Annotated in this window: 27 protein-coding genes; 9 read left to right on the top strand and 18 right to left on the bottom strand. The window is 74.1% G+C overall.

The genetic code is table 11. From position 1 onward, the window contains the following. Positions 1 to 25: 25 nt before the first annotated feature. Positions 26 to 1,432 (bottom strand): PQQ-binding-like beta-propeller repeat protein, encoded by a 1,407-nt coding sequence (locus ACIP9D_RS25925; RefSeq protein WP_400451147.1) that lies wholly within the window; start codon positions 1,430 to 1,432, stop codon positions 26 to 28. 132 nt (positions 1,433 to 1,564) lie between these two features. Beyond that, positions 1,565 to 2,053, bottom strand: coding sequence for an Lrp/AsnC family transcriptional regulator (locus tag ACIP9D_RS25930; RefSeq protein WP_350873486.1), 489 nt, complete (start codon positions 2,051 to 2,053; stop codon positions 1,565 to 1,567). A 137-nt stretch (positions 2,054 to 2,190) separates the two neighbouring features. Here ACIP9D_RS25930 and hppD point away from each other — a divergent pair, with 137 nt between their 5' ends. Genes hppD through hisC form a run of 4 tightly spaced genes read left to right on the top strand, consistent with a single transcriptional unit; the run spans position 2,191 to position 6,291 of the window. Further along, complete coding sequence (hppD, locus tag ACIP9D_RS25935) at positions 2,191 to 3,396, top strand: 4-hydroxyphenylpyruvate dioxygenase (protein WP_350873487.1); 1,206 nt, start codon at positions 2,191 to 2,193, stop codon at positions 3,394 to 3,396. A gap of 11 nt (positions 3,397 to 3,407) precedes the next feature. Continuing rightward, on the top strand, positions 3,408 to 4,121 hold the full coding sequence (locus ACIP9D_RS25940; protein WP_350873488.1) for an RDD family protein: 714 nt from the start codon (positions 3,408 to 3,410) through the stop codon (positions 4,119 to 4,121). After that, positions 4,118 to 5,191 carry an RDD family protein gene (locus ACIP9D_RS25945; protein ID WP_350873489.1) on the top strand — a complete coding sequence of 358 codons (1,074 nt, stop codon included), beginning with the start codon at positions 4,118 to 4,120 and terminating at the stop codon, positions 5,189 to 5,191. Before ACIP9D_RS25940 ends, ACIP9D_RS25945 begins: the two co-directional genes overlap by 4 nt. Beyond that, positions 5,188 to 6,291, top strand: a complete 1,104-nt coding sequence (hisC, locus tag ACIP9D_RS25950) for a histidinol-phosphate transaminase (protein ID WP_350873490.1) — start codon at positions 5,188 to 5,190, stop codon at positions 6,289 to 6,291. Before ACIP9D_RS25945 ends, hisC begins: the two co-directional genes overlap by 4 nt. A 52-nt stretch (positions 6,292 to 6,343) precedes the next feature. Here hisC and ACIP9D_RS25955 read toward each other — a convergent pair whose 3' ends face one another. The 8 genes from ACIP9D_RS25955 to ACIP9D_RS25990 all read right to left on the bottom strand — a co-directional run bounded on the left by ACIP9D_RS25955 (position 6,344) and on the right by ACIP9D_RS25990 (position 13,130). Next, positions 6,344 to 7,246 carry a hypothetical protein gene (locus tag ACIP9D_RS25955; protein WP_350873491.1) on the bottom strand — a complete coding sequence of 301 codons (903 nt, stop codon included), beginning with the start codon at positions 7,244 to 7,246 and terminating at the stop codon, positions 6,344 to 6,346. A 199-nt stretch (positions 7,247 to 7,445) separates the two neighbouring features. After that, complete coding sequence (locus ACIP9D_RS25960; RefSeq protein ID WP_350873492.1) at positions 7,446 to 7,985, bottom strand: hypothetical protein; 540 nt, start codon at positions 7,983 to 7,985, stop codon at positions 7,446 to 7,448. A gap of 59 nt (positions 7,986 to 8,044) precedes the next feature. Further along, on the bottom strand, positions 8,045 to 8,578 hold the full coding sequence (locus ACIP9D_RS25965) for a hypothetical protein (protein WP_350873493.1): 534 nt from the start codon (positions 8,576 to 8,578) through the stop codon (positions 8,045 to 8,047). A gap of 61 nt (positions 8,579 to 8,639) precedes the next feature. Then, the gene (locus tag ACIP9D_RS25970) at positions 8,640 to 9,893 is read right to left on the bottom strand and encodes a PQQ-binding-like beta-propeller repeat protein (RefSeq protein WP_350873494.1); all 1,254 of its coding nucleotides are present in this window, start codon (positions 9,891 to 9,893) and stop codon (positions 8,640 to 8,642) included. 110 nt (positions 9,894 to 10,003) lie between these two features. Further along, positions 10,004 to 10,486, bottom strand: coding sequence for an SRPBCC family protein (locus ACIP9D_RS25975; protein WP_350873495.1), 483 nt, complete (start codon positions 10,484 to 10,486; stop codon positions 10,004 to 10,006). A gap of 120 nt (positions 10,487 to 10,606) precedes the next feature. Then, positions 10,607 to 10,816, bottom strand: coding sequence for a DUF397 domain-containing protein (locus ACIP9D_RS25980; protein ID WP_350873496.1), 210 nt, complete (start codon positions 10,814 to 10,816; stop codon positions 10,607 to 10,609). Between the two features lie 248 nt (positions 10,817 to 11,064). After that, complete coding sequence (gene fahA / locus ACIP9D_RS25985) at positions 11,065 to 12,264, bottom strand: fumarylacetoacetase (protein WP_350873497.1); 1,200 nt, start codon at positions 12,262 to 12,264, stop codon at positions 11,065 to 11,067. Further along, a complete protein-coding gene (locus ACIP9D_RS25990; RefSeq protein WP_350873498.1) occupies positions 12,261 to 13,130 on the bottom strand; it encodes a hypothetical protein in 870 nt (289 codons plus the stop codon). The genes fahA and ACIP9D_RS25990 overlap by 4 nt, the downstream gene beginning before the upstream one ends. Positions 13,131 to 13,250: 120 nt before the next feature. On the opposite strand from ACIP9D_RS25990, the gene ACIP9D_RS25995 reads away from it, so the two are divergent. Continuing rightward, the gene (locus ACIP9D_RS25995; RefSeq protein WP_350873499.1) at positions 13,251 to 14,417 is read left to right on the top strand and encodes a cupin domain-containing protein; all 1,167 of its coding nucleotides are present in this window, start codon (positions 13,251 to 13,253) and stop codon (positions 14,415 to 14,417) included. A 40-nt stretch (positions 14,418 to 14,457) separates the two neighbouring features. Here the strand turns inward: ACIP9D_RS25995 and ACIP9D_RS26000 are convergent, their stop codons facing one another. From ACIP9D_RS26000 to ACIP9D_RS26015, 4 genes are read right to left on the bottom strand one after another with little or no spacing between them, the layout of a single operon-like run. Beyond that, positions 14,458 to 15,483, bottom strand: coding sequence for a tetratricopeptide repeat protein (locus ACIP9D_RS26000; RefSeq protein ID WP_350873500.1), 1,026 nt, complete (start codon positions 15,481 to 15,483; stop codon positions 14,458 to 14,460). Between the two features lie 10 nt (positions 15,484 to 15,493). Then, positions 15,494 to 15,979, bottom strand: coding sequence for a 2-C-methyl-D-erythritol 2,4-cyclodiphosphate synthase (gene ispF, locus ACIP9D_RS26005; RefSeq protein ID WP_350873667.1), 486 nt, complete (start codon positions 15,977 to 15,979; stop codon positions 15,494 to 15,496). Positions 15,980 to 15,993: 14 nt separating this feature from the next. Further along, positions 15,994 to 16,689 (bottom strand): 2-C-methyl-D-erythritol 4-phosphate cytidylyltransferase, encoded by a 696-nt coding sequence (gene ispD, locus ACIP9D_RS26010; RefSeq protein WP_350873501.1) that lies wholly within the window; start codon positions 16,687 to 16,689, stop codon positions 15,994 to 15,996. Between the two features lie 56 nt (positions 16,690 to 16,745). Further along, positions 16,746 to 17,231 carry a CarD family transcriptional regulator gene (locus tag ACIP9D_RS26015; protein WP_007073334.1) on the bottom strand — a complete coding sequence of 162 codons (486 nt, stop codon included), beginning with the start codon at positions 17,229 to 17,231 and terminating at the stop codon, positions 16,746 to 16,748. Positions 17,232 to 17,560: 329 nt separating this feature from the next. Here ACIP9D_RS26015 and ACIP9D_RS26020 point away from each other — a divergent pair, with 329 nt between their 5' ends. Then, positions 17,561 to 18,256, top strand: a complete 696-nt coding sequence (locus ACIP9D_RS26020) for a hypothetical protein (RefSeq protein ID WP_350873502.1) — start codon at positions 17,561 to 17,563, stop codon at positions 18,254 to 18,256. A 55-nt stretch (positions 18,257 to 18,311) separates the two neighbouring features. Here the strand turns inward: ACIP9D_RS26020 and ACIP9D_RS26025 are convergent, their stop codons facing one another. From ACIP9D_RS26025 to ACIP9D_RS26040, 4 genes are all read right to left on the bottom strand, one after another. Beyond that, positions 18,312 to 18,908, bottom strand: a complete 597-nt coding sequence (locus tag ACIP9D_RS26025) for a hypothetical protein (RefSeq protein WP_350873503.1) — start codon at positions 18,906 to 18,908, stop codon at positions 18,312 to 18,314. Between the two features lie 23 nt (positions 18,909 to 18,931). After that, positions 18,932 to 19,990: a type III polyketide synthase gene (locus ACIP9D_RS26030; protein WP_350873504.1), complete on the bottom strand. Its 1,059-nt coding sequence runs from the start codon at positions 19,988 to 19,990 to the stop codon at positions 18,932 to 18,934. 67 nt (positions 19,991 to 20,057) lie between these two features. Next, positions 20,058 to 21,230 (bottom strand): acyl-CoA dehydrogenase family protein, encoded by a 1,173-nt coding sequence (locus ACIP9D_RS26035; protein WP_350873505.1) that lies wholly within the window; start codon positions 21,228 to 21,230, stop codon positions 20,058 to 20,060. 44 nt (positions 21,231 to 21,274) lie between these two features. Then, positions 21,275 to 22,030, bottom strand: coding sequence for a methyltransferase domain-containing protein (locus ACIP9D_RS26040; RefSeq protein WP_350873506.1), 756 nt, complete (start codon positions 22,028 to 22,030; stop codon positions 21,275 to 21,277). Positions 22,031 to 22,076: 46 nt separating this feature from the next. Between ACIP9D_RS26040 and ACIP9D_RS26045 the strand changes: the two genes are divergently transcribed. From ACIP9D_RS26045 to radA, 3 genes are all read left to right on the top strand, one after another. After that, positions 22,077 to 22,916 (top strand): UbiA family prenyltransferase, encoded by an 840-nt coding sequence (locus ACIP9D_RS26045; protein WP_350873507.1) that lies wholly within the window; start codon positions 22,077 to 22,079, stop codon positions 22,914 to 22,916. A gap of 140 nt (positions 22,917 to 23,056) precedes the next feature. Further along, entirely contained in the window at positions 23,057 to 23,827 is a 771-nt protein-coding gene (locus ACIP9D_RS26050) for a hypothetical protein (protein ID WP_350873508.1), read from the top strand. Positions 23,828 to 23,912: 85 nt separating this feature from the next. Beyond that, on the top strand, positions 23,913 to 25,367 hold the full coding sequence (gene radA / locus ACIP9D_RS26055) for a DNA repair protein RadA (RefSeq protein WP_350873509.1): 1,455 nt from the start codon (positions 23,913 to 23,915) through the stop codon (positions 25,365 to 25,367). Positions 25,368 to 25,375: the final 8 nt, after the last annotated feature.

The raw sequence follows: 25,375 nt of genomic DNA on the forward strand, positions 1-25,375 counted from the left end.
CCCGGCGCGGAACGCCGCGACCCGGTCAGCCGTCCTTGCCGCCGGCCGGATCGGGGCAGAGTTCACGCTTCGGCCCGCAGGTGCCGTCGTCGCCGGGCGGCGGGTTCGTGCCGCCCGGCGCCGGGACGCCGCCGTTGCCGGGTGGGGCGGGGGTTACCGCGGCGCCACCGAAGCGGACGTACCCGATCTCCCGCCCCTCGCCGATGATCATGCCGGTGGGGCCGACGGCCAGCGCGTTCGCGGAGGTGCGCAGCACGGCCAACTCCCGACCGTTGCGCGGGTCGAGGGCGACCAGCCGGGACGGCTTCTCGTCGGCGATCACCGCCGCGTAGGGGGTGAGCGCCGCTCCCGCCTTTCCGCCGGCCGGTCGGGTCCAGAGCACCCGGTCGGTGCCCAGCCCGCGGGCCGTCACCGACCGCTGGTCGCCCGCCCGGACCAGCGCGTACCGGTCGTCGACCGCGATCAGCTTCTGCCCCGCCTCGCCGACCCAGAGCAGCCGCCCGTCGTAGCCGTCGAGCACCGCCTCCCGGGCGTCCGGCGCGACGCCGACCAGCACGTTCCGCGCGCCCTGCGGGTCCTCCCGCTGCGGGCAACCGGCGTTGTCGGCGGTACGCAGGTTGATCCCGGACCGCTGCCAGACCTCCTGCCCGGTCGCCGGGTCCCGGCCGGAGATCGCGAAGTAGCAGCTGCCGTCCTGGGATCGGGCGCTGATCCGCAGCAGCCGACCGCCGACCACGGAGAGCCGCTCCTCGCGGCCGGGCTCGACGTTCTGCAGCACCGCGCCGGTGGCGGTGTCCACCACGTGCACCCGGCCGTCGACCGGGAAGCCGAGCAGCGGCGGCACCGGCTCCGGGCCGGCGACGCCCTCCTCGATGCGGGTCGCGGTGAGCCGGCGGGTGCCGCGCAGCCCCGGATTGTCGGCGAAGAGGCCACTGCCGACACCGGGCAGGAAGGCCGTCCACAGTGGCGCGGTGCCGCGCGCGTCCCAGGCGCTCAGGGTGCAGTCGGTCGGCTCGGTGCAGCGGGCGTCGAACAGCATGTTGCGGTACGTCCAGACGGCCACCGCGTCGTCGTCCCGCCGTCGGGTCACCCCGGTCGTCGGGTCGAGCACCTCGTACCCCTTGACCAGCAGCTTGCCCACCACGACGACGGAGTTCCGGTCGGCGCCGGCGACCGCCGCCCAGTCCGCCTTGCGCTCCCAGAGCTGGTCGCCGGTGGCCAGGGCGCGCGCCTCGACGCGGGTGCGCTGCTCGACCACGACGGCGTCGCCGGCGAAGGTGACGCTCTTCGGGGTGCCGCCGATGCGCTGCTGCCAGACCACGTCCGGCTCGGAGATGGGCTCGCTCCGGTCCACCCAGTCCCACATGGCCGGGAAGGGGTTCCAGACCCCGGTCGCCGCGAGGGCGATGACCGCGATCAACGCGAGCAGCAACACGCTACGCGTTCTCAAGGCCGCTCCCCTTCGCCACACGCACACGGTAGCCACGATCAACGACGCGTCGGGCACCCGCGCCGCCGTGTCGCCGCGCTTTCTGCGCGAAGAGGTGTTATCGGGGGCCGGCCGTCACCGGCGGACGGCGGACCGGACCAACGGGAGGGTGCGGTAGGGAATCTGCTCGGCCAGCGCGATGATCGTCGAGGCACGGGTGATCCCCGCGGAGGAGACGATCTGGTCGATCACCCGCTGCAGGTCGGTGTTCGACCGGGCCACGATCCGGCAGAGCAGGTCGCTGGAGCCGGTGATGGTGTGCGCCTCCAGCACCTCCGGGATGGCGGCCAGGTGGGCGGTGACCGGGTCGTGCCCGTGCCGCTGGCTGATCTCCAGGGTCACGAAGCTGGTCACCCCGAACCCGATCGCCGCCGGTGAGATGTCCGGCCCGAATCCGCGGACCACCCCCCGGTCGACCAGCTTGTCCAGCCGCGCCTGGACGGTGCCCCGGGCCACGCCGAGGCGGCGCGAGCACTCCAGCACCCCGATCCGGGGCTCCTCGGCGAGCAGCTCGATCAACCGCGCGTCCAGCTCGTCGAGCTGTGCATCCTGCACACCATTCACGGGTGACCACCATACCGAATGTGCAACCTGACCAGCGATTACCCGGACAGTTGCCCACCCAGCCCCGGCCCGGCGATCCTCGCCACATAACCATCACGGCGGCCCACGAGGCCGGCCGGTACGCGAGGGAGGCCGCGATGACCCAGGCTATCGACCGACCGCAGTCGACCGAGGAGGTCGACGCCGACCAGCTCGTCGGCGCCGTCGACCACGACATCACCCACGACCCGTTCCCGGTCAAGGGCCTCGACCACGTGCACTTCCTGGTCGGCAACGCGAAGCAGTCGGCGCACTACTACTCCACCGCGTTCGGCATGACGTGCGTGGCGTACCGCGGCCCGGAGCAGGGCTACCGGGACCACGCCCAATACGTGCTGACCAGCGGCTCCGCCCGGTTCGTGCTGACCGGCGCGGTCCGTCCGGACGCCGACGGCGCCGAGCACGTCGCCCGGCACAGCGACGGCGTCAGCGACATCGCGCTGGAGGTGCCGGACGTCGACGCCGCGTACGCGCACGCCACCGCGCAGGGCGCGACCGGCCTGGTCGAGCCGCACGACGTCAGCGACGAGCACGGCACCGTCCGGATGGCCGCCATCGCCGCGTACGGGGACACCCGGCACACCCTCGTCGACCGCTCCCGCTACACCGGCCCGTTCCTGCCCGGCTTCGTCGCCCGCGGCCCGATCGTGGACCGGCAGCCGATGATCGACGCCGGCATCCAGCCGAAGCGCTTCTTCCAGGCGGTCGACCACGTGGTCGGCAACGTCGAGCTCGGCCGGATGGACGAGTGGGTGGAGTTCTACAAGCGGGTCATGGGCTTCACCAACATGGCCGAGTTCGTCGGCGACGACATCGCCACCGACTACTCGGCGCTGATGAGCAAGGTGGTCGCCAACGGCACCCGCAAGGTGAAGTTCCCGCTCAACGAGCCGGCGATCGCCCGCAAGAAGTCGCAGATCGACGAGTACCTGGAGTTCTACCAGGGCCCGGGCGCCCAGCACATCGCGGTGGCCACCAACGACATCCTGGCCAGCGTCGACGCGATGCGGGCAGCCGGCGTCGAGTTCCTCGACACCCCCGACTCGTACTACGACGACCCCGAGCTGCGCGCCCGGATCGGCCAGGTGCGGGTGCCGATCGAGGAGCTGAAGGCCCGCAAGATCCTGGTCGACCGGGACGAGGACGGCTACCTGCTCCAGATCTTCACCAAGCCGGTGCAGGACCGCCCGACGGTCTTCTTCGAGCTGATCGAGCGGCACGGCTCGCTCGGCTTCGGCAAGGGCAACTTCAAGGCGCTCTTCGAGGCCATCGAGCGGGAGCAGGAAGCCCGCGGCAACCTGTAACACTTGCCAGCGTGACGCAACCCCCGTCGTACCCGATGCCGCCGGCCGGTGGGCCCCCACCCACCGCCGGCGGCTTCGCGCCCCCCGCCGGTCCGGCCCCCCAGCCGTACGCGGTCCCGCCGCAGTACGCTCCGCCCGGGCACCCGCCGCCGCACTACCCGTATGCCGGGCCGCCCCATCCCGCGCAACCTCCGACGCTGACCCCGGCCGGGCAGCCGCTGGCCAGCTTCGTCGACCGGCTGCTGGCCTGGCTGCTGGACGCCGCGATCGCGGGCGCGGTGGCGATGCTGCTGTTCATGCCGGTCTTCCTGGTGATCTGGTGGAACATGCTCACCGAGATGACCCGGACCAACCCGGACGGCACGCTCGTCGAGCCCGACCCGGGCACGATCATGACCGAGGTCATGCTCCCGCTGCTGCTGGCGGAGCTCGGGCTGCTGGTCGTCATGCTCGCGTTCTACTGGCTCTACCACGTCGAATACCTCAAGCGCGGTGGCCAGACGCTCGGCAAGAAGGCGATGAAGATCCGGGTGGTGCCGCTCGACCCGAGCCTGACCCTGAACCGGGGGATGGCCGGCCGGCGGTGGCTCGTGCAGTACCTGGCCGCCTCGTTGGTGCCGGGCCTCAGCTACCTGGACGGGCTCTGGCAGCTCTGGGACAAGCCCTGGCAGCAGTGCCTCCACGACAGGTTCGCCGGCACGGTCGTCGTTAAGGTGTCTGCGTGAGTGTGCAACCCGGCTGGTACGTCGATCCCGCCGATCCTGAGACCCGGCGATACTGGGACGGCGAGGGCTGGCTCGGCGCGCCCATCCCCGTCGACGCCACCCCACCGGACGGTCCGCCGGCGGTCGAGCCGCCGCCCGTGCCGGCCGCGCAGCCGGTCGCGCCCGGCCAGTCGCCGGGTTCGGCGCCGCCCGCGGCCACCGGCCCGGGCTACCCGCCGCCCGCCGCCGGGCCCACTTCGGGCTGGCAGGCCCCACCGGGCTACGGCCAGCCAGGCGGCCCCGGCTACGGCCAACCGGGCGGACCGGGCTACGGCCAGCCAGGCGGCCCCGGCTACGGCCAGCCGGGCGGACCCGGCTACGGCCAGCCGGGCGGACCGGGCTACGGCCAGCCAGGCGTGCCCGGCTACGGCCAGCAAGGTGGGCCGCCGCCCGGCTGGGCGCCGCCGGGCTGGCCCGTACGGCAGCCTGAGCCGCGGCCGCACGGGCTGCCGCTGGCCGGGTACGGCAGCCGGCTGGTCGCCCGCCTGATCGACTTCGCCATCCTCCTCGCGCTGAACGTCGTGGTGAACGGCTGGTTCGTCTGGCGGCTCTACCAGGAGCTGGCGCCGTACTGGCGGGAGATCTTCCGCCGCGCGCTGGCCGGCAACTCCTCCACCGACGGGCTGCCGCAGCCCGGCGAGCAGGCCGGCCTCCTCCAGGTGGTGATCCTGGTGATCGCCGCCGGGCTCTGGCTGGCCTACGAGGTGCCCGCCATGGCCTCGTCCGGCCAGACCTTCGGCAAACGGGTGATGCGGATCAAGGCGGTGCCGCTCGCCGCCGACCAGCCGCTCGGCTTCGGCCCGGCGCTGCGCCGCTGGAACACCCTGGGCGGCGTGCCCACCCTGCTCTGGTACTGCTGCGGCCTCGGCCTGCTGCTCCAGCTGATCGACGCGCTCTCCCCGCTCTTCGACCACCCGCTGCGCCAGGCGCTGCACGACAAGCGGGCGCGGACCGTGGTCGTGCAGGTTCCCCGCAGCACCGGTACCACCACCCCGGACGACCGCACCGACCCCTCGGGAGACACCCCATGACCGACACCGGACGTCACCAGCCGGGGCCGCGACTGACCCGCGCCGACCTGGACGCGCTGCCCAGTTACGTGCCCGGTCGCAGCCCGGCCGATCTGGCCCGCGAGCTGGGCCTGCCGGAAGCGATCAAGCTGGCCAGCAACGAGGTCCCGTACGGCCCGCTGCCCGGTGTGGTGGAGGCGGTCGCCGAAGCCGCCGCCGGGGCGCACCGCTACCCGGACATGGGTGTGGTCGCCCTCCGCGACGCGCTCGCCGAGAAGTACGGGGTGGACGCCGACCGGATCGCCACCGGCTGCGGATCGGTGGCGCTCGCCGAGCACCTGGTGCGGGCCACCTGCCTCCCCGGCGACGAGGTGGTCTACGCGTGGCGCTCGTTCGAGGCGTACCCGATCATCGCGGCGACCAGCGGTGCGACCAGCGTGCGGGTGCCCAACGACGCCGGCCACGGTCACGATCTCGCGGCCATGGCGGCGGCGGTGACCGACCGGACCCGGATGGTCCTGGTCTGCAACCCGAACAACCCGACCGGCACCGCCGTCCGCCGGGCGGAGCTGGACCGCTTCCTGGACGCCGTCCCCGACGACGTGCTCGTGGTGATCGACGAGGCGTACCGGGAGTTCGTCACCGACCCGGACGTGCCGGACGGGCTGACCTACCTCGACCGCCCGAACGTGGCGGTGCTGCGTACCCTCTCCAAGGCCTGGGGCCTGGCCGGGCTGCGGATCGGTTTCCTGGTGGCCCAGCCCGAGGTGGCGGCGGCGGTCCGCAAGGTGGTCACCCCGTTCTCGGCGAGCCTGGCCGCCCAGGCCGGGGCGCTCGCCGCGCTCACCCAGGCCGCCGAGGTGCAGCGCCGGTGCGCCCTGATCGTGGCCGAGCGGGACCGGGTCACCGAGGCGCTTCGCAAGTTCGTCCCGGACGTGCCGACCAGCCAGGCCAATTTCGTGTGGCTGCCGCTCGGCGACCGCGCGGTGCCGTTCGCGAAGGCGTGCGAGGCGCGCGGCGTGATCGTTCGGCCGTTCGCCGGTGACGGGGTCCGGGTCACCATCGGCACCCCGGCCGAGAACGACGCCTTCCTCGCCGCAGCCGAGGCCGCGCTGACCTGACGCCGGATCCGGTCCGGTCCGCCTTCCCCGAGGCGCGGACCGGACCGGACGATCAGGCGGCCGGCGCGGGTTGCCGGATCCGGGTTCGCCGCCGGTGCGCGTAGACCGCGAACAGCGCCAGCACCAGCACCGAGGTGACCAGGCCGCCGGTCAGGACCTCGTCGGAGCGGTCCTCGCTGCTGGCCGCCGCCGCGGCGGAGACCTCGCCGAAGGTGACCGTGCCGGTGGCGGTCCGCTTCGTCCAGCCGCTCGCCAAGGCGAGCTTGGCCGCCCATGGCCCGTCCGGCAGCCGACGGTCGAGCAGCACCCGGATTGTGGTGCTGCCGTCGAGCGGTAGGGTCTTCGCCTCGGCCTTCACCGGCCCGGCGGCCAGCGCGCTCGGCCCGTCGCTGAGCCAGAGTTCACCGGCCAGGTCGAGTGCGCGCTTGCCGGTGTTGCGGACCTCGGCGCTGACGAACGGCGTCCCGTCCTTCTCACGGCCGCCGGTGAGCGGACCGATCTCGAAGCCCGAGGGCGGCTCGCCGCCGGGGCCCACGGAAAGGTAGACCCGGATGCCGGCCCGGCCGATGTTCTGCACGTTCTTGTCGTCCGTGCCGGGCACCTCGGCCCAGATGACCGCGTAGCGCTCGCCGGCCTCGGCCTTGCGTGGCACCTCGAGGGTCACCAGAGCCTCGACCTCTTCGCCCGGTGCCAGCGCCTCCTCGGCCGGTTCGACGGTTATCCAGCTGCTCAGCTCGTTCTCGGTGCGGTCCGGGGCGAACTCGAAGCCGCTGTCGCCGACCCGGGCCGCGGCGGCGTAGAGGGACACCTTCCGATGGAGTTCGGAGTCGTTCTCGACCAGGACCCGGCGCTTGATGGTGGTGCCGGGCTTGAGGTGGTCGACGACGTACTTGTGCGCCCGGGTGTCGTCGCGCCGATCGACCGGGGCGTCGAGCAGCCGGATCCCGACGGACACCTCCGGTCCGCTCGGCTGCGGTGTCGGCGTTCCTCGGTCGGTGCCCGTTCCCGTCGTCTCCTCCGCCGGCACGTCGGCCTCGGGGACGGCCGGTTCGACGAGCACGGGTGATCGGGGCGCCGGCCCGGTTACCGCGGCCGACGCCGACGCCCCGGTCGTGACCAGGAGGGTCACGGCCAGGGCGAGCGCGCGGGTGTGGTCATGCCACCGAATGGGTGATCACCCCCGAGTAGGTGCCACCGACGGCGGTGTCCGGGACGCTGATCTGGATGTCCGGAGCCCAGCTGGCGGTGTTGTTGCCGGTACCCGACGTCTTCGAGAAGGCGACCCTCGGCACGCCCAGGTTCACCCGGTCGGCCTCGGTGGGTTGGCCGGGTACGAAGCCGGTGCCCGTGCTGCTGACCAAGCCGCCCGACCAGTACTCCACCAGGTTGGGAGTGATCGTCTCCGCCGGCGTGCCGCCGCCGGTGCTGAACGAGCCGGCCGACACGGTGGTGACCCAGGTGGCGCTCAGGGCGGCCCGCTGGTCGGTGACCGTGACGGTGCCCAGTTCGCCGGTGAGGTTGCCGCCGGAGAAGACGGAACCGAGGTTCACCGCGGCGGGGACGGAGATGTTCAGGTCGGCGGTGGCCACGGTGAAGGTGACGATGGTGTCGCCGGTCGGCGCGGCAGCGGCCGGCGTCGCCAGGGCCACCACGGCGGCCGCGGCGGCGGTCAGGGCAAGAAGTGGCTTCTTCATGACGATGACGGTAAGAGGGCAGAAGGTCATTAACAGGGACTATTCAGACAAATCACTCTTCAGGCTACAGAGTGGGTGATTGTCCCCCGGTAGGTCCCGGCGACGATGCCGGTGGGGATGGCCACCCGGATCGCGGGGGCCCACCGGACGGTGTTGTTGCCGTTGCCGGTCGTCTTGCGGAACGCTTCGCGGGTCACCGCCAGCGTGACGGCCTGCGCGGCGGTGGCCTGGCCGGGGACGAGGGTCCCGCCGCCGGTGCTCCGGGTCGCCGGGCCGGACCAGTACGAGATCCGGTCCCTGGCTATGGTGCGCTGAGCACCACCGGGCCCGGTGGTGAAGACGGTGGCGGAGACGGTGGCCACCCAGGCGTTCGGGTTGATCGGGCCGCGGAAGTCGGTCACCTCGACCGGGCCGAGCTGGCCGGTGAGCGTGCCGCCCACGGCGCCGGCACCGAGGTTGACCGACGCCGGCACGGTGATGTCGACCCCCGGCGTGAGGGCCACCTGGAACGTCCGGAGCACCGGCGCGGCCTCGGCCGGCGCGGGGCTTATCAGAATGACGATCACGCCCACCAGGGCTGCCAGGAGTCGCACACGTGTGACTATAGTAACTAATGTCCGATTTGTCGAGCAAGCTGAGGGCGTGTTCCGCGGTTCAGGTCGCCGCCAGTACCAGCGGCTCGGACGTGAGGAAGAAGGCCTGGTCGTCCGCCTCCGGGTCGACCGGCTCCCGTAGCCGCTCGACGGCCACGTAGCCGTCCGCGGCGTACGCCGCCCCCGGCGTGTAGCCGGTGCCGTCCTGTCCGACCGTCAGCGTGAACCGGGACCGCTCGGCCCCGGTCGCGGGGTCGAGCGTGACCAGGTCCCGGGCATCGGTGAGCAGGTGCACCCGGCCCGGCTGGACCGCGATCACCCGGCCCGGCCCGAGGTCGGGGCGGCGCCACAGCTCGGCTCCGGTCCGGGCGGACCGGCCGACCAGCACCCCCTCGACGATCCCGACCGCCTGCTCGCCGACGAGCTGGGTGTCGAGCCCGTCGAGCGCGGGCGCGGCCACCGGCGGTCCACTGCCGACCAGCCAACCCCGGCCCGCCGCGTCCCCCGGAGCGGCCGTACGCAGCGCGGCGCAGCCGGAGCGCCCGGCCCGACAGCCCACCGGAGCGACCACCAGCTCGTCGCCCGCGCCCGGCGGCCGCCACCGGCTGGCCACCGTGCCGGTGGCCGCGTCGCGGAATTCGACGACGGCCGCTCCGGCACAGCCGTCAACGCTCACCACCTGCCCGGTCGGCGTGGTGCCGACGTCGCTACGGCAGCCCGTCGCGACCCCGGTCCGCCAGAGTTCGCGCCCGCTCGCCAGCTCGACGCCACGTGCATTCCCGGCACCGGTCGCCACCAGCACCTCCCGGCCGTCGGCGGCGCGGGTGAGGTAGAGCCCGGGCGGATCCCACACGATGGCCGCCCTGGTACGCCGGGTCTGCGGCTTCCGCTCGGGCGCCGGGCCGTCGGCCCGCCAGGCCACCTCGCCGGTCCGCGCGTCCAACGCCACCAGCCGCCCGTCCGACCAATGGCTCACCACGGTGGTGCCACTGGCCACCACCCCGACCAGCTCGGCCGGCCAGCGCCGGTACGACCAGTACGGGCTGGTCCGGTACCGCCCGTCGACCGGCCGGTCGGCGTAGACCTGGCGGTGCGCGGCGTACACCCGCAGCCGCCCGTCCACGATCAGCGGGGCCGCGGGCAGCCGGCCGACCACGCCGACGGCCGGCTGGGCCGCCGCCGGGTATCCGGCCCGGGCGACGGTGCTGACCTCGGCTGGGGCGAGCACCCGGTAGACCGTCGCCGCGATCGCGGCGGTGACGAGCAGCACCGCGACCGCCAGTACGACGCGTCGCCGGCCGTTCGGGAACCCCATGCGCACCTCCGCCCGGCACCCTACCCAGCGGAAGCTGACCGAGCCCGGTCAGGTGTCGAGCCCTCGGCGACGCGCGGCCGATGGGGCGGGCGGCTTCCGCAGGCGGACGCTCAGGCGGCCTCGACGGCCCCGGCCGGCCGCTCGGCGGCGACCGCGAGATCGGCGAGGTCGCGCCGGAGTGCGTGCTCCACCGCCCGGGCGGCGAGCCCGCCGAGGAGCAGCGCGACCACCCGGCCGTACGGCGCGGTCGGCACGGCCTCGTGGGTGACGGTCACCGAGGTGCAGCCCTTGCGCCGCCGCCGTGCGGCACGCATCGTCCAGGTGATCCGGTAGTCGACACCGGCCCCGGAGGAGATGAGCACCAGCAGCCGGGGCGGCACCGCCTCGACCACGCAGAACTCCTCGACCAGGATGCTGCCGTCAGGCTGGGACCGGGGCTCGCGCCAGACCGTGCCCGGCCCGAACGCGCCGGGAGTGAGCAGCTCGACCGGGCCGGCGAGGTTTCGCCCGGCCCGGTCGGGCAGGTCGGTCAGGAGGCGCCAGACATCGATGGCGTGCGCCTCGATCAGCCGGGTAACCGCCACCGTCGACATGCCACCTCCCGTGGCCTCGACGGTACGCCGGGTGAGCGTGGTTCGGGGACCGCCGGGCGGAATATCCACCGGTGGGAGATCCCGGTCGGTACGCCCGGCGGCCTCGGCGGGTCCGAGCGGTCAGCGGTCGAACTGACCGCCCCGGATCGCGTCGACGAAGGCTGTCCACCCCGGCGGGCTCACCGCGAGTGTGGGGCCGGCCTGGTCCTTGGAGTCGCGTACCCCGACGACGCCGAGGACGTCGACCAGATTGTCCGCCACCTCCACGCAGAGTCCCTGGTCGTTGGAGCGGCTGCTGGTGCGCCAGACGGCGCCGGCCAGATCGTGCATCGTGACTACCTCCCTGTGCGGTGACACGCCCCGTCCCGACCGGTCGCGACCGGCGGGCCGGCCCGGACCGGCGCGACGGGGCGACGGAATCCGGAGCGATCAACGCGGGAGGGTACGGCCTTGATCGCACAGTTGGTGCGATCAACAGATGATCACGATCGGACATCCGGAGCCGCCCGGCTGGCCGCAGGCCGGGGCACCCCGACAGTGTCGGGCTCCCGACTCTGTGGCCTGGTCGGCTCCCGGGTTCAGCGGGCCGGAAGGATGGTGCCGGTGACCTCGCCGAGGGCGATGGTGGTGCCGTCCGGGCCCGGTGCGGTCGCGGTGATGGTGACCGTGTCGCCGTCCTCGAGGAAGGTCCGGGTCTCCCCCGTACCCAGCTTCACCGGTTCGGCGCCACCCCAGGTCAGCTCCAGGAACGAGCCGACCTGCCCGCGCTCGGGCCCGGAGACGGTCCCGGAGGCGTAGAGGTCACCGGTGCGCAGCGACGCGCCGTTGACGGTCAGGTGGGCCAACTGCTGGGCGGGCGTCCAGTACATGGTGCCGAACGGCGGCTCGCTGACCCGCTCCCCGTTCCACTCGACCGCCAGGCGGAGGTCCAGCCCGAGGTGCGGCACGTCGCGCAGGTAGTCGGCGACCGGCGGGTCCTGCTCCGGCGCCGGCACGAACGCGTCGGCGAGGGCGTCCAGCGGGGTCACCCACGCGGAGACCGAGGTGGCGAAGGACTTGCCGAGGAACGGGCCGAGCGGCTGGTACTCCCACGCCTGGATGTCCCGGGCGGACCAGTCGTTGACCAGCACCACGCCGAAGACGTGGTCGGCGAAGTCCTCGGCGCCGACCCGGGTGCCGAGCGGGCTGGGTACGCCGACCACGAAGCCGACCTCGGCCTCGACGTCCAGCCGGACCGACGGGCCGTAGACGGGACCGGTCGTGGCGGCCCGCTGGCCGCTCGGGCGGATCACCGGGGTGCCCGAGACCACCACCGTGCCGGCCCGACCGTGGTAGCCGATCGGCAGGTGCTTCCAGTTCGGCAGCAACGGCGGCTGACCCGGCCGGAAGATCTGCCCGACGTTGCCCGCGTGGTGCTCGGAGGAGTAGAAGTCGACGTAGTCGGCCACCGCGAAGGGCAGCTGCATCCGCACCTCGGCCAGCGGCACCAGCAGCGGCTCGACCGCCGCCCGGTGCGCCGGGTCGGTGAGCAGTTCGGTCACCCGCTGCCGGACGGCGGTCCACTGCGGACGCCCGAGCGCCAGGAAGTCGTTCAGGGTGGGCGAGCACAGGGCGCCGCCGGCCAGCACCAGGTCGGCCGCCTCGGCGCCGGCCAGGTCGAGCACGAAGTCCCCGATCCGTACGCCGATCCGCGGCTCGCGCCCGTCCTGCGCGAAGACCCCGTACGGCAGGTTGGCCACCCCGTACGGCGAGCCCTCAGCACCCGTCACCCAGGTCATGCGCCCTCGCCCCCGTTCACCAGCCGCAGCCGGGTCAGATCGGTCAGTGGTTCCTCAATGCTGCACGAGCCGAAGCCGATCCACAGCGGGCGCGGGGCCTCCAGCCGGCCCTCCACGCGCTGGATCAGCGGGCGCGGGTCGGCCGCGGTGAGCAGCTCGGCGACGGCCGGCACGCCCGCGCCCTCGGCGGCGGCGAGCGTGGCGGCCAGCACGTTGGCGAACCCGTGGTGGGTGAACCCGGTCTCCGGGTCGAGGTGCCGGACCGCGTGGTGCAGCCCGGCGGTCAGCTTGAACGGCAGGTCGCGGTCGCGGCAGGCGCAGATCACCGCGGCCAGCTCGCTCGGGGTCGGGAAGAGCTCCGCGGCCAGCCCACCGGTGCGGAACTTCGCCGCGACCGGCTGCCCGTCGGCGCGGGCCGCGGCGAGCGCGTCCAGCGCCCGCATCAGCCCGAAGGCGAGCGGCACCTCGGCGTAGACGGCGTCGACGCCCGCCAGCTCGTCGCGCAGACGCAGCAGGCTGGTGATCCCGGGGAGCGGGTCCTCGCCCCGCCTCGCGACCGCCACCTCCACCTGACGGGCCGTCACGCCGTCCGGCGCAAGGAACGACAGCGCGAGGGGCAGGCTCTCGATGCCGGTGTCACCGACGACCCCGACCACGAAGCCCTCAGCCGGGTCGACGAGACCGTTCAGCTCGCCGGCGGTGACAGCCGAGGCGGGGACCAGGAGCGGGCCGACCAGGTCGGCGTACCAGGCCGTGCGGTGCCGCCGGTGGGCGGCGACGGCGTCGGGCAGCGCGGCGCTGCCGGGTGGGAAGACGGCGGCGTCGTCCACGAGGCCGTCGAGGAGCGCGGGCACCTGCGTTGACACGGAACAAGAATGTACGCGACGCTGGCAAGGAACGGACAACCGCGTCCGATTATCGGACGCCCTCGGGAGCGGCCGGGCGGCGGACGGGCCGGCCGGGCACGGGACCCATCGGGAGGCGAGATGCCGTACTACCGCAGCGTCGGCGAGCTGCCGCGCAAGCGCCACACCCAGTTCCGCCAGCCCGATGGCAGCCTCTACGCCGAGGAGCTGATGGGCCAGGAGGGCTTCTCCTCCGACTCGTCCCTGCTCTACCACCGGTACGCCCCGACCGCGATCCTGGCGGCCGAGGAGTTCGCGCCGCCGGCCTGGACCCGGGCGCCGAACCTGCCGCTGAAGCCCCGGCACCTGCGCACCCACAAGCTCGACTCGGCCGGCGCCGATCCGGTGCTCGGCCGCCAGTACCTGCTGGCCAACGACGACGTCCGGATCGCGTACGTGCTGGCCGACCGGCCGTCACCGCTCTTCCGCGACGCCACCGGCGACCAGTGCCTCTACGTCGAGTCGGGCACGCTGCGGGTCGAGTCGACGTTCGGCGTCCTCGACGCGGTGGCCGGCGACTACGTCATCATCCCGACCTCGACCATCCACCGGCTGGTGCCCACCGGCGACCAGCCGGTCCGGCTGTTGACCATCGAGGCGGCCGGCCACATCGGCCCGCCCAAGCGCTACCTCTCGGTGCGGGGGCAGTTCCTCGAGCACTCGCCGTACTGCGAGCGCGACGTCCGCGGGCCGGACACGCCGCTGCTGGTCGACGGCGAGGAGGTGGAGGTGCTGGTCCGGCACCGACGCGGGTGGACCCGGCACGTCTACGCCCACCACCCCTTCGACGTGGTCGGCTGGGACGGGCACCTCTACCCGTGGGCGTTCTCCATCCACGACTTCGAGCCGATCACCGGCCGGATCCACCAGCCGCCGCCGGTGCACCAGACCTTCCAGGGTCCGAACTTCGTGATCTGCTCGTTCGTGCCGCGCAAGGTCGACTACCACCCCGACGCGATCCCGGTGCCCTACAACCACCACAACGTCGACTCCGACGAGATGCTCTTCTACACCGGCGGCAACTACGAGGCCCGGCGCGGCTCCGGCATCGAGCAGGGCTCGATCTCGCTGCACCCGTCCGGCTTCACCCACGGCCCGCAGCCGGGTGCCGCCGAACGCTCCATCGGGGCGGACTTCTTCGACGAGTTGGCCGTCATGGTCGACACCTTCCGCCCGCTCGACCTCTGCGAAGCCGCCGCCACCTGCGAGGACCCGGGCTACGCCTGGACCTGGGCGCGCCGCCCCTGAGCATCGTCGCCCTGGGCCGGCGGACCGCCGCCGGCCGTGCTCACACCGGCGTACGCAGCCAGACGACGAGTTCCGCGGTGGCGGCGGTGGCGATGGCGAGCACCAGCGGCCACGGGGTGCCGACCAGGGCGTAGACGAGGATCAGCACCGGTGCGGCGGCCGCCGCGTAGACGGCCAGGGCCAGGGCGCGGTCGGAGCGGAGCAGGCCGGGCAGGATGGTCCGGGACAGCCCCGGCATCCGGGCGGCGAAGCGCCACACCACTGCGGCCCCGCCGAGCGCCGCGAGCGCGGCGGCGACGCGGGACAGGCCGGCGCTGCCGGGGGCGAGGCAGGCGATCAACACGGCGGTGATCATCGACCAGCCGGCGCCGTAGACAATGAGCTGGCGCAGGCCGGCCGAGATGGTCCGGCCCGAGTCGACCCGGCCCGGGTTCATCGCGGCGGCCTCTGCCAGGTGCTCCAGCGCCTCGCTCCAGCGCCGCTGCTCCAGCCGGATCACGCCGATGTCATGCCGGGCCTTGGCGAGCTGCGGGTCGAGCCGCAGCGCCTCCCGGTAGGCGCGCTCGGCGAGGTCGAACAGCTCCAGCCGGGCCGCGACCATGCCGAGCACCAGATGCGCCCGCGGCTCCTCCGGGGCCAGCTCGACTCCGCGCCAGGCCGCGTTGAGCGCCAGCTGGCCGTTGCGCGAGCCGGCCAGGATGGCCGCCGCGCTCAACTGGGCGTACGCGTCGTCAGGGCCGAGAGCCAGGATCTCGTCGGCCGCCCGGGCGGACTCCGCGTAGCGCTCCAGGTCGGCCAGGGCCATTCCCCGCACGACCAGGGGCGGCACGGTGCCCGGCGCGGCGGCCAGCGCGGCGTCGGCGGCGGTGAGCGCCTCGGTCGGCCGGTCGGCGGCCAGGTGCACCCGGGACAGCAGGGTGAGCGCGGCGGCGTTCTCCGGTTCGAGGGCGACCGCGTACGCGACCTCGGCGGCGGCCTCGTCGTAGCGCCCGAGTTCGGCGAGGAGTTGGGCGCGCTGGAGGTAGCCGTCGGCGGCGGACTGGTCGGGGGCGGCGTCGCTGGACATCGCGGCGAGCCTAGGCGGCCGGAGCGTCGTAGACCAGAGCGACCGCGATGCCGGCGAGCCCCTCGCCGCGCCCGGTGAAGCCGAGCCCGTCGGTGGTGGCGGCGGAGACGGTGACCGGCGCGCCCACGGCCGCGGAGAGCACCCGCTGGGCCTCCTCACGGCGCGGCCCGATCTTCGGCCGGTTGCCGACCACCTGCACCGAGACGTTGCCGATCGTCAGGCCGGCGGCGCGGACCCGGCGGGCGGTCTCGGTGAGCAGCACGACCCCGGACGCGCCGGCCCACTCGGGCTGGTCGACGCCGAAGTTGGCGCCCAGGTCGCCGAGGCCGGCCGCGGAGAGCAGCGCGTTGCAGGCCGCGTGGGCGGCGACGTCGGCATCCGAGTGCCCGGCCAGCCCGTCCTGGTCCGGCCAGAGCAGGCCGGCCACCCAGCACGGCCGGCCGGCGGAGAAGGCGTGCACGTCGGTGCCGATGGCGACCCGGGGAACGATCATGATCAGAGAGTACGGCGTCAGCGGGCCGTGGCCAGCAGATGCTCGGCCAGCGCCAGGTCGAACGGTCGGGTGATCTTGAGGGCGTACTCGGAGCCCGGAACGCAGAAGACCGGAACGCCCTGCTTCTCCACCAGGCCGGCGTCGTCGGTGAGCGGGTCGCCCGCTGCGGCGTGCGCGGCGGTCAGCACCGACCGGCGAAAGCCCTGTGGGGTCTGCACCGCCCGCAGCGCGGAGCGGTCCACGGTGCCGAGCACGACCTCCTCGGCGCCGACCTCCTTGATCGTGTCGACCACCGGGAGCACCGGGATCACCGCGTGCCGGCCTTCGCGAACGGCGGCGGCCACCGCCTCGACCAGCTCGGGCGGGGTGAGCGCCCGGGCCGCGTCGTGCACCAGGATGATCTCCGGACCGGACGGCACGGCGGCCAGCGCGGCGGCCACCGACGCCTGCCGCTCCGCTCCGCCGGGCACCACGGTCACCGGCGCCACCGGAGCGAGCATTGCCCGGACGGCGTCGACCTCGGCGGCCGGGGCCGCCACCACGATGGTGCGCACGGATCCAGCCGCGGCGAGCCGGCGCACCGCGTGCACCAGCAGGGACTCTCCGGCGAGCAGGCGCAGCGCCTTGGGCCCGCCCGGGCCGAGCCGTACGCCGGCACCCGCCGCAGGAACGAGGACCGCGACGTCACCGCGCGGATTGAGCTGCGCGGTCACGTCGCGGTCCTCGGTGGTTTGTTCGCCACGAAGTGGGTACGTCGATGCTGTGCGGACTAGGCCTCGGTCAGAACCTTGTCGAGCAGCGTCTCCGCCTCGTCCTTGGTGCTCTTCTCGGCCAGCGCGACCTCGCCGACGAGAATGTCGCGGGCCTTGGCGAGCATGCGCTTCTCGCCCGCGGAAAGACCCCGCTCCCGCTCCCGGCGCCACAGGTCACGCACGACCTCGGCCACCTTCAGCGGGTTGCCGGAGGCCAGCTTCTCCAGATTCGCCTTGTAACGCCGCGACCAGTTGGTCGGCTCCTCGGTGTGCGGAGCCCGGAGAACGTCGAAGACCTTGCCCAGGCCCTCTTCGCCAACCACCTCGCGCACACCCACGATCTCGGCGTTCTCGGCCGGCACCCGGACCGTCAGGTCACCCTGCGCGACCCTCAGGACGAGGTATTGCTTAGGCTCGCCCTTGATGACCCGAGTCTCGATTGCCTCGATGAGTGCGGCCCCGTGGTGGGGGTAAACAACGGTCTCGCCGACACTGAAAACCATAGGTTCGAAACCCCTTTCGCTGTGTCTAGGGTAACACGCTCAGGCACCGATGTCTCACCGCTGTCCTGACCGTTGGCGCAGCTCAGGGGCCCTGTGAGAGGTATTTCTTCGGCTTGACAGGCAGTCAAACCAATGGTTCGGACACGCTCCGTAACGTAGGGATGACATCCCGGTACGGGTGAACGGAACGCCGAGATCAAGGGCTACGCGCTCCTCCCATGGTATCCCGCTGGCCGCTCTCGCGCCCAGGTGTAGCGGGACCCGGCCCCGGTGCGGGAGGCTGGAAGGTGAGCCGCTGTCCGCTCTCCGAGACGGTTTCAGGGGGTCCGATGGGCATGCCGGACGCTGAAGGCCACGGGCCGCCCGAAGGGTTGCCCGACCTACCACCGGAGTGGGGACGCGTGGTCGTCCCCGACGACGCCACCGCGCTCGCCCCCGAGGCCGCGCAGGTGCGCCGGGAACTACGCCGGGCCGCCCGCCGGGCGGCCGGGCGACCACCGCTCGGGCTGCCGCTGCTGGTCCTGCTGGTCGCGGTCCTCACCACGCTCGCCGGGCTGGTCGCCGTCAACTGGCCCCGCTCGACGCGGACCACCGACCGCCCGAGCCCGGGCCCCTACGCCCCACCGGCGGCGCTGATCGGCCGGCCGCTGCCCGCCCTGGACCTGGTCGACGCCGGGCAGTCACCGGTGCCGCTGCGCGGGTTGGTGCCCGCGGTGATCATCCTGGTGGACTCCTGCACCTGCCCGGAGCGGGTCGCCGAAGCGATCGCCGCCGCGCCGCCGGGGGTCACCGTGGTCACCGTCACGCACCTCGGGGCCGCACCGGCCACGCCGACAGCGGGCGCAGCCGCGGTACGGGCGCTCGCCGACCCCACGGATGGCCTGCGCTCGTTCCTGCACCTGCCACCCCGGCCAGGCGCCCTCGGCGCGGTGCTGGTGGACCGCGCCGGCCTGGTGGTCTCGGTGCACCCCGACCTCGGCCCGGTCGGGTCCTACCGCGCCGACCTGGCCCGGCTGGCCGCCTGAGCCGGCGGCCGGACCCTCGACCCGGCCGCGCTCGCCGCCCTCGTCTGCCCTTCGGTCAGTCGAGCCCGACGAGCTGCGCCTCGATCCGGACCGGTTCGCTGTCCACGGTCGTCAGGGAGATCCGGATGGGCTTGCCCGCCCCGGTCACCACCTGCACCTGCAACGAGCCGTCGCAGGTCGGTTGGGAACGTTCGTCGGAGCGCGAACCGGTGATCACGAGCAGCAGCTCGCCCGGCCCCGAGCAGCGACCCTGCAGCAGGTAGCGGACGCCGTCCTCACCGGCGGACTGCCGGGTCACGCCCCGCTCCGGGCTCAGCGTCGTCCGCTCCCGCCAGTAGGTGTTCGGCGACCAGGGCAGATCGGCGTCGGCGTCGTCGCCACGCGACTGCGGTTCGCCCGGGTCGCCGCCGTCGGGAGCCCTGTCGACCCGGAAGGCGGCGCCGGTGGACGGGTCCACGTGGAAGACCGCGCCGGTGTCGGAGTCCGAGGACACGAAGCGCTCGGCGTCCGCCGACGGGAGGCTGGCCCCGTCGGACGCCGGGCCGGTGACCGGGGCGTTGGCCCGCCACCACCAGGCCCCGACGACCAGGGCGAGCACGGTCGCACCGGTCAGCACGCCGGCGCTCAGCCGGTCTCCCGCCACGACCCTCACCCGGCGAGCGTACGGCCCGGCGCTCAGCTCTGTCGATCCAGCAGGACGGCGTAGAGGGTCAGCCCGGGGCCGAAGGCGAGCATGACGATCCGCTCCGGCGGCGCGGCGGCCCGGCGCAGCCGGTCCAGGATCAGCAGCACCGTCGGCGACGAGCAGTTGCCGTGCTCGTCCAGCGTCGCCCGGGACGCCGCCAGCGCCTCGGGCGGCAGCGCGAGTTCCCGCTCGACCACGTTGAGGATCCGGGGACCGCCCGGGTGCACCGCCCAGCCGTCCACCTCGGCGATCGTCGTGCCGTGCCGGGCCAGCAGGTCGTCGACCAGGCCCCGCACGTGCGAGGAGAGCACCTGCGGCACCTTCGGCGAGAGCCCCATCCGGAAACCGGCGTCGGTGACGTCCCAGGTCATGTGGTCGGCGGTCGAGGTGTCGGTGACCGAGGTGACCTCGCGCAGCGCGTATCCGGGACCGCCGGGCAGCACCACGGCGGCGACCGCCGCGTCCGAGAAGAGCGCGTGCGAGACGATCTGCTGGGTGTCCACCCGGGCGGTGGAGGGCTGGATGTGCAGGCTGGTCAGCTCCGCGCAGAGCAGCAGCGCGGGGCGGCCCCGGGCGGTGACGAAGTCGCTGGCCGCCCCGAGCCCGGGCAGGGCCGCGTAACAGCCCATGTGCCCGACGAACATCCGCTGGGTGTGCGGGGCCATGCCGAGGTCGCGAGCGAGCAGGATGTCCAGCCCCGGGGTCGCGTAGCCGGTGCACGAGCAGACCACGAAGAGGCCGATGTCGCCCGCGTCCAGGCCGGCCGCCGTCAACGCCCGGCCGACCGCCTCCTTCCCCAGCGGCAGGGCCTCCACCTGGTAGCGCCGCATCCGCCGCTCGGTCGGCCAGTCGGAGACGTCCTCCAGCAGCGGGTTCACCGCGGCCTGCCGGCGGGTGACGCCGGAGTTGGCGAAGATCCGCTGAGCCAACGCCCGGGTGGTGCCGGAGAAGTGCCGGGAGAAGAAGCCCTCCCACAACTCGTCCTGCCGGGCGGAGGGCGGCTGCGCCGTCCCCAGTCCCGCGATCACCGGTACGGACACGATGCCCACCTCTCGTCCGACGCTGCCCTTCCGGAGCCCCTCCCCCGACCCGGGACGACCCCGGGTGGCTCCACGCTCACCAACGAGGCGCCGATGCGTCACGGTCCGGGTCGCCGCCCAGCGCCGCGATGCCGAGCCAGTCGGCACAGACATCCGAGGTGGCCGGATGCAGCGAGCCGCAGCGGGCGTCCCGGTAGAGCCGCTCCAGCGGGTGGCCCCGTCGGGTGGCCGAGGTGCCCGCCGCCTCCAACATGGACGCCGCGACGTCGGCGGCGGTGGTGCCGGCGAGCAGCTTGGCCCGCCACACCCAGCGATTGGTCTCGTCGTCGCCCGGCGCCTCGTCCACCCGACGCGCCGCCTCGGTGACCACCAGCTGCGCCGCGGCCACCGCCGCGTCGGCCCGGCCGAGCCGGGCCCGGACCGCCGGCAGGCCGGCGAGGTTGCGGGCGTTGAGATGCTCGGCGGCCGCGTCGATCGCCGCCCGGGCCACCCCGACGTAGACCGCGGCGTAGCTGGCCACCAGCCAGTGCGGCATGAGCTGGGCGACCACCAGGGCGAGCCCCTCCACCCCGCCGAGCAGCCGGTCGGCCGGCACCGTCACGTCCAGGTGCAGGTCGTGCGAGGCGGTGGCGCGCATGCCGAGCGAGTCCCAGGTCGGCTCGACGGTGATCCCGGCCGCGCCGGCGGCGGGAACCAGGAACTGGGAGACCACCGACTGGTCGGCGGCGCTGCGGGCGGCCACCAGGTAGCCGTCGGCGTGCCCCGCGCCGGAGCAGAAGGTCTTGCTCCCCTTGAGGTGCCAGCCGCCCTCGACCGGCTCGTAGACCGTGCTGAGCTGGGAGAGCCGGGCACCGGCGCCGCGCTCGCTCATCGCCACCGCGTACCAGGCCCCCTGGGCCGCCGCGGCGAGCAACCGGTCCCGGGCGGCGAGGGCCTCGTCCGGGACCCCGAGCGCCTCGGCCAGCTCCTCGGTGACGGCGCCGAGCGCGCCGGTGACCGAGGCGTGCATGTTGAACACCAGCGCGGTGGCCCCGTTGCCGCGGGCCAGCTCGGTGGCGACCGCCGCGTACTCGGCGAAGGTCGCGCCCTGCCCGCCCAGCTCCCGCGGGACCATCAGGCCGAAGAGGCCGGCCTCCCGCAGGTCCTGGAAGTCGTCGACCGGGAAGACCCCGTCCCGGTCGTGCTCCGCCGCCCGGGCGGCGAGTCGCGGCGCCAACCGGCGAGCCGCCTCCAGCGCGTGCACGGTCATGTCCGCCCCCTTCTCGGCGTGCCAATACCCCCGCCGGTCTCCGACTATCCTTTCCGGACCCCCCAGCCCTGGTACAGCACCGCGGTCGAGCGCGTCGGCACGATCCGCGGCGCGCGGCCGGCCGGCGCCTCGGCGTTACGCATCCGGCGGACCAGCCAACCGAGCAGCCCGCGCACCTCCGGCCGGACACCACGCAGCCGCAGCTCGACGCCGTGCCGGGCGCACTCGGCGACCAGCGCCCGGGCGTCCACGAACAACCGTGGATCGTGGATGCCCCGCGGCACGGTCGGCAGTCGCTCGCCGAGGTGGACCGCCACCACCCGACTCACCGCGGTGTCGTTCAGGGTGTCCAGCACCAGCAGACCGCCCGGGCGGAGCAGCCGGCAAGCCTCGGCCACCGCGCGCCGCCAGTCAGGCACATGTTCCAGCAGCTCTCCGGCGGCCACCACGTCCGCGCAACCGTCCATCAGGGGCACCGCGGTGGCATCGCCATTGACCGCGGTCACCCCGTGCGCGGCGGCCTGGAGCAGCGCCGACCGGGTCAGGTCGACGCCCACGTGCCGGTAGCCCTTGCCGGCCAGGTGTGGCGCGAGCAACCCGGCACCGCAGCCGAGGTCGACCAGCAACGCGCCGGGCCGGTCGGCCGGCGGCACCAGGGCCGCCCGCGCCTCGGCGAGCCAGTGCAGCATCGCGAACACGCCGTCGGGTCGCCACCACTCACCGGCCAGGTCGTCGTACTGCCGCGGATCGTTGGGCGGCAGCACCCGACCAGGGGTGGGCGCCGCAGCCGCGTCTCGCATGGCAACGAGCGTGGCACGACTCCCCGGTAACGACCAGACTTCCCTTATGTCGACAAGGGTGTTAGGGCTGGTCAAGGCGAGCCATCCGGAGCCGGCCGCGGCGGTGACCGTGGTGACCGGCCTGCTCGCCGCCGGCGTCGGGCACCGATCGGCCGGGATCGCCGCCGTGGTCGCCACGGTGCTGGCCAGCCAGCTCGCCACCGGCTGGGCCAACGACGCGCTGGACGCCGACCGGGACATCGCGGTGGGGCGTACCGACAAGCCGATCCCCGCCGGCGTGGTCGGCCGGCGCACGGTGGCCCGGGCCGCGGCGGTCGCCGCGCTCGCCACCCCGCTGCTGGCGCTGACCACCACCCCCGCCGCCGCCGTGTGGATCACCGTCGCGCTGGTCTCCGCGCTGCTCTACGACTGGCCGCTGAAGTCCACCCCGGTGTCGGTGCTGCCCTACGCGGTCTCCTTCGGGGCGCTGCCCGCCTTCATCGTGCTGGCGCTGCCCGGGGCGCCGGCGCCGCCGGTCTGGTTGGTCGCCGCCGGAGCCTGCCTCGGCGCCGGCGCGCACTTCGCCAACGTCCTGCCGGACCTCGACGACGACGCCCGCACGGGAGTGCGCGGGCTGCCGCACCGGATCGGCCCGGCCGGCAGCCGGGCCGCCGCGGCGGGGCTGCTGCTCGCCGCGACCGGCATCCTGGTCTTCGGCCCGCCCGGGCCGCCGTCGGGGGTCGGGCTCGTCGCGGTGCTGGTCGCCGTCGTGGTGCCACCGCTCGGCTGGTACGGCGGGCGCGCGGCGGCCCGGGCCGGGCGGCGGCCGGTCGCGGCCTTCCGGGCGGTGATGCTGGTGGCGCTCATCGACGTGGTTCTGCTGGTCACCAGCGGTCGGGTGGTCTGAGCGTCACACCCCGAGGTGGCATCCCCGGGTCGGCGTGCGCGCCTCGATCAGCTCCAACTACCCTGGAGCGCGGTCTGCGCGGGCATGGCCAGCCGTGCCCGGCGTACGCACCGGGTGTGATCGTGACGAGGAGGACCGACGTGACGCGCTCGATCAGGGGTTCCCGGCGGGCGGCCCTGCTGCTGTCAGGCGCGGCAGCGGCGACCAGCCTGCTGCTGTCCGGGTGCGGCGCCGGCCAGATCGCCGAGACCGCCAACAAGGAGCCGTCGGTCCAGGGCGTCAACCTCACCACGGGCAACGGTCAGCTGTCGGTCCGCGGCCTGCTGGTGGCGTTCCCCGGCACCGAGGGCTACAAGGCGGGCGAGAACGCGCTGCTCAACGCGGTGATCTACAACGACTCGCCGAACCCGGTCACGGTCACCGTCAGCAGCGAGGACGCCCGCGAGGTCGTGATCAGCGGTACCGGCGCGTCGGCGAGCGCTTCCGCGTCCGCCTCGGCCAGCCCGTCGGAGTCGGCGTCGGCGAGCCCGTCCGGGTCGGCCACGCCGAGCGGTTCCGCCTCGGCCAGCCCGTCCGACTCCGCCAGCCCGTCCGGCTCTGCCAGCCCGTCCGAGTCGGCCAGCCCGTCGGCTCCGGCCGGCCAGCCGGCCCGGATCGAGATCGCGCCGCTCAGCTACGTCCAGCTGAACGAGCAGGGCGAGCACCTGCTCCAGCTGATCGGCCTCGACGAGGCGCTGCTCTCCGGGCAGAACGTCACCGTGACCTTCGACTTCGGCAACGGCAACGCGGTCACCGGCCCCGCCCCGGTCGCGGTGCCGCTCACCCCGGGCGCCCGGCCGTCGCCCATCGTCGAGCGTGAGGGCGGCCACGGGGACACCTCCGAGGAGGGCGGCGCCGGCCACGGCGGCTGACCCGCAGAACTGCGACTGACACCGCCGGCGTGGCGACCACCACGCCGGCGGTGTTTTCGTCGTACGACAGGACTAGCGTCCTGTTGTGACCACGCCCCGATCCACCTCCCCCCGTGGCGGCGCGGCGACCGGTCGGGGCCGCGCCACCGGCCGCGACCCCCGGCCCGCCTACGAGTGCGACGCCTGCGGCCACCAGCCGCCCAAGTGGGTGGGGCGCTGCCCGGAGTGCGGCGAGTGGGGCTCGGTGGTGGAGTCCACGGTGACCGGCCCGACGGTCTCCGGCCGGGTGGTCAGCTCGCGGATGCCGGCCGAGCCGGCCCGGCCGATCGCCACCATCAGCGCCGCGCCCGCCCGGGCCCGGCCGACCGGGGTGAGCGAGCTCGACCGGGTGCTCGGCGGCGGCCTGGTGCCGGGCGCGGTGGTGCTGCTCGCCGGCGAGCCGGGGGTGGGCAAGTCGACCCTGCTGCTCGACGTGGCCCAGCAGTGGGCCGCCGGGGCGGGCAGCCCCTCGCTGGTGGTCAGCGGCGAAGAGTCGGTCAGCCAGGTCCGGCTGCGCGCCGAGCGGATGGGCACCCTGCACGACCAGCTCTACCTGGCCGCCGAGAGTGACCTCGCCGCGGTGCTCGGCCACCTCGACGCGGTCAAGCCGGGGCTGCTGGTGCTCGACTCGGTGCAGACCATCTCGACCACCGGCACCGAAGGGGTGCCCGGCGGGGTGACCCAGGTCCGGGCGGTCACCGCCGCGCTGGTCTCGGTGGCCAAGGAGCGCGGCATCGCCACCGTGCTGGTGGGCCACGTCACCAAGGACGGCCAGGTCGCCGGCCCGCGGGTGCTCGAGCACCTGGTCGACGTGGTGCTGCACTTCGAGGGCGACAAGCACTCCTCACTGCGACTGGTGCGCGGCGTCAAGAACCGGTTCGGCGCCGCCGACGAGGTCGGCTGCTTCGAGATGCACGAGGGCGGCATCACCAGCCTGGCCGACCCGTCCGGGCTCTTCCTGACCCGCTACTCCGAGCCGGTGCCCGGCACCTGCGTCACGGTGGCGATGGAGGGGCGACGGGCGCTGGTCACCGAGGTGCAGGCGTTGATCGGCGCGACGGTGGCCGGCTCGCCCCGGCGCACGGTCTCCGGGCTCGACTCGGCCCGGCTGGCGATGGTGCTGGCGGTGCTGCAACGGCGCACCGAGCGGCTCACCCTGCACGACCGGGAGGTCTTCGCGGCCACCGTGGGCGGCATCCGGGTGGTCGAGCCGGCCGCCGACCTCGCAGTCGCCCTGGCCGTCGCGTCCGGCGGGCTCAACCTGGCGATCGCGCCGCACCTGGTGGCGATCGGCGAGGTCGGGCTGACCGGCGAGGTCCGCCGGGTCGGGGCGGTGCCGCGCCGGCTGGCGGAGGCCGCTCGGCTGGGTTTCCGCGTCGCGCTCGTCCCGCCCGGGTGCGGCCCAGAGTCGACCGGGGTAGCGTCGGAGCAGCTCCAGGTGACGGAGGTCACCGACGTCCGGGCGGCGCTGCAGTGTGCGGCTCGCGCGTCGGCGGGGTGACCGAGGGT

This window comes from Micromonospora sp. NPDC093243 (assembly GCF_044753725.1).
Lineage (GTDB): Bacteria > Actinomycetota > Actinomycetes > Mycobacteriales > Micromonosporaceae > Micromonospora.

What these genes read in the sequence shown, in the direction of transcription:
- hppD (WP_350873487.1), top strand. Translation starts at nt 2,191, where the DNA reads ATGACCCAGGCTATCGACCGACCGCAGTCGACCGAGGAGGTCGACGCC.
- ACIP9D_RS26020 (WP_350873502.1), top strand. Translation starts at nt 17,561, where the DNA reads ATGGGCATGCCGGACGCTGAAGGCCACGGGCCGCCCGAAGGGTTGCCC.
- ACIP9D_RS25975 (WP_350873495.1), bottom strand. Translation starts at nt 10,486, where the DNA reads ATGTCGACGGTGGCGGTTACCCGGCTGATCGAGGCGCACGCCATCGAT.
- ACIP9D_RS26045 (WP_350873507.1), top strand. Translation starts at nt 22,077, where the DNA reads ATGTCGACAAGGGTGTTAGGGCTGGTCAAGGCGAGCCATCCGGAGCCG.
- hisC (WP_350873490.1), top strand. Translation starts at nt 5,188, where the DNA reads ATGACCGACACCGGACGTCACCAGCCGGGGCCGCGACTGACCCGCGCC.
- ACIP9D_RS25995 (WP_350873499.1), top strand. Translation starts at nt 13,251, where the DNA reads ATGCCGTACTACCGCAGCGTCGGCGAGCTGCCGCGCAAGCGCCACACC.
- ACIP9D_RS26015 (WP_007073334.1), bottom strand. Translation starts at nt 17,231, where the DNA reads ATGGTTTTCAGTGTCGGCGAGACCGTTGTTTACCCCCACCACGGGGCC.
- ACIP9D_RS26035 (WP_350873505.1), bottom strand. Translation starts at nt 21,230, where the DNA reads ATGACCGTGCACGCGCTGGAGGCGGCTCGCCGGTTGGCGCCGCGACTC.
- ACIP9D_RS26040 (WP_350873506.1), bottom strand. Translation starts at nt 22,030, where the DNA reads ATGCGAGACGCGGCTGCGGCGCCCACCCCTGGTCGGGTGCTGCCGCCC.
- ACIP9D_RS25960 (WP_350873492.1), bottom strand. Translation starts at nt 7,985, where the DNA reads ATGAAGAAGCCACTTCTTGCCCTGACCGCCGCCGCGGCCGCCGTGGTG.
- fahA (WP_350873497.1), bottom strand. Translation starts at nt 12,264, where the DNA reads ATGACCTGGGTGACGGGTGCTGAGGGCTCGCCGTACGGGGTGGCCAAC.
- ACIP9D_RS26000 (WP_350873500.1), bottom strand. Translation starts at nt 15,483, where the DNA reads ATGTCCAGCGACGCCGCCCCCGACCAGTCCGCCGCCGACGGCTACCTC.
- ACIP9D_RS25980 (WP_350873496.1), bottom strand. Translation starts at nt 10,816, where the DNA reads ATGCACGATCTGGCCGGCGCCGTCTGGCGCACCAGCAGCCGCTCCAAC.
- ACIP9D_RS25970 (WP_350873494.1), bottom strand. Translation starts at nt 9,893, where the DNA reads ATGGGGTTCCCGAACGGCCGGCGACGCGTCGTACTGGCGGTCGCGGTG.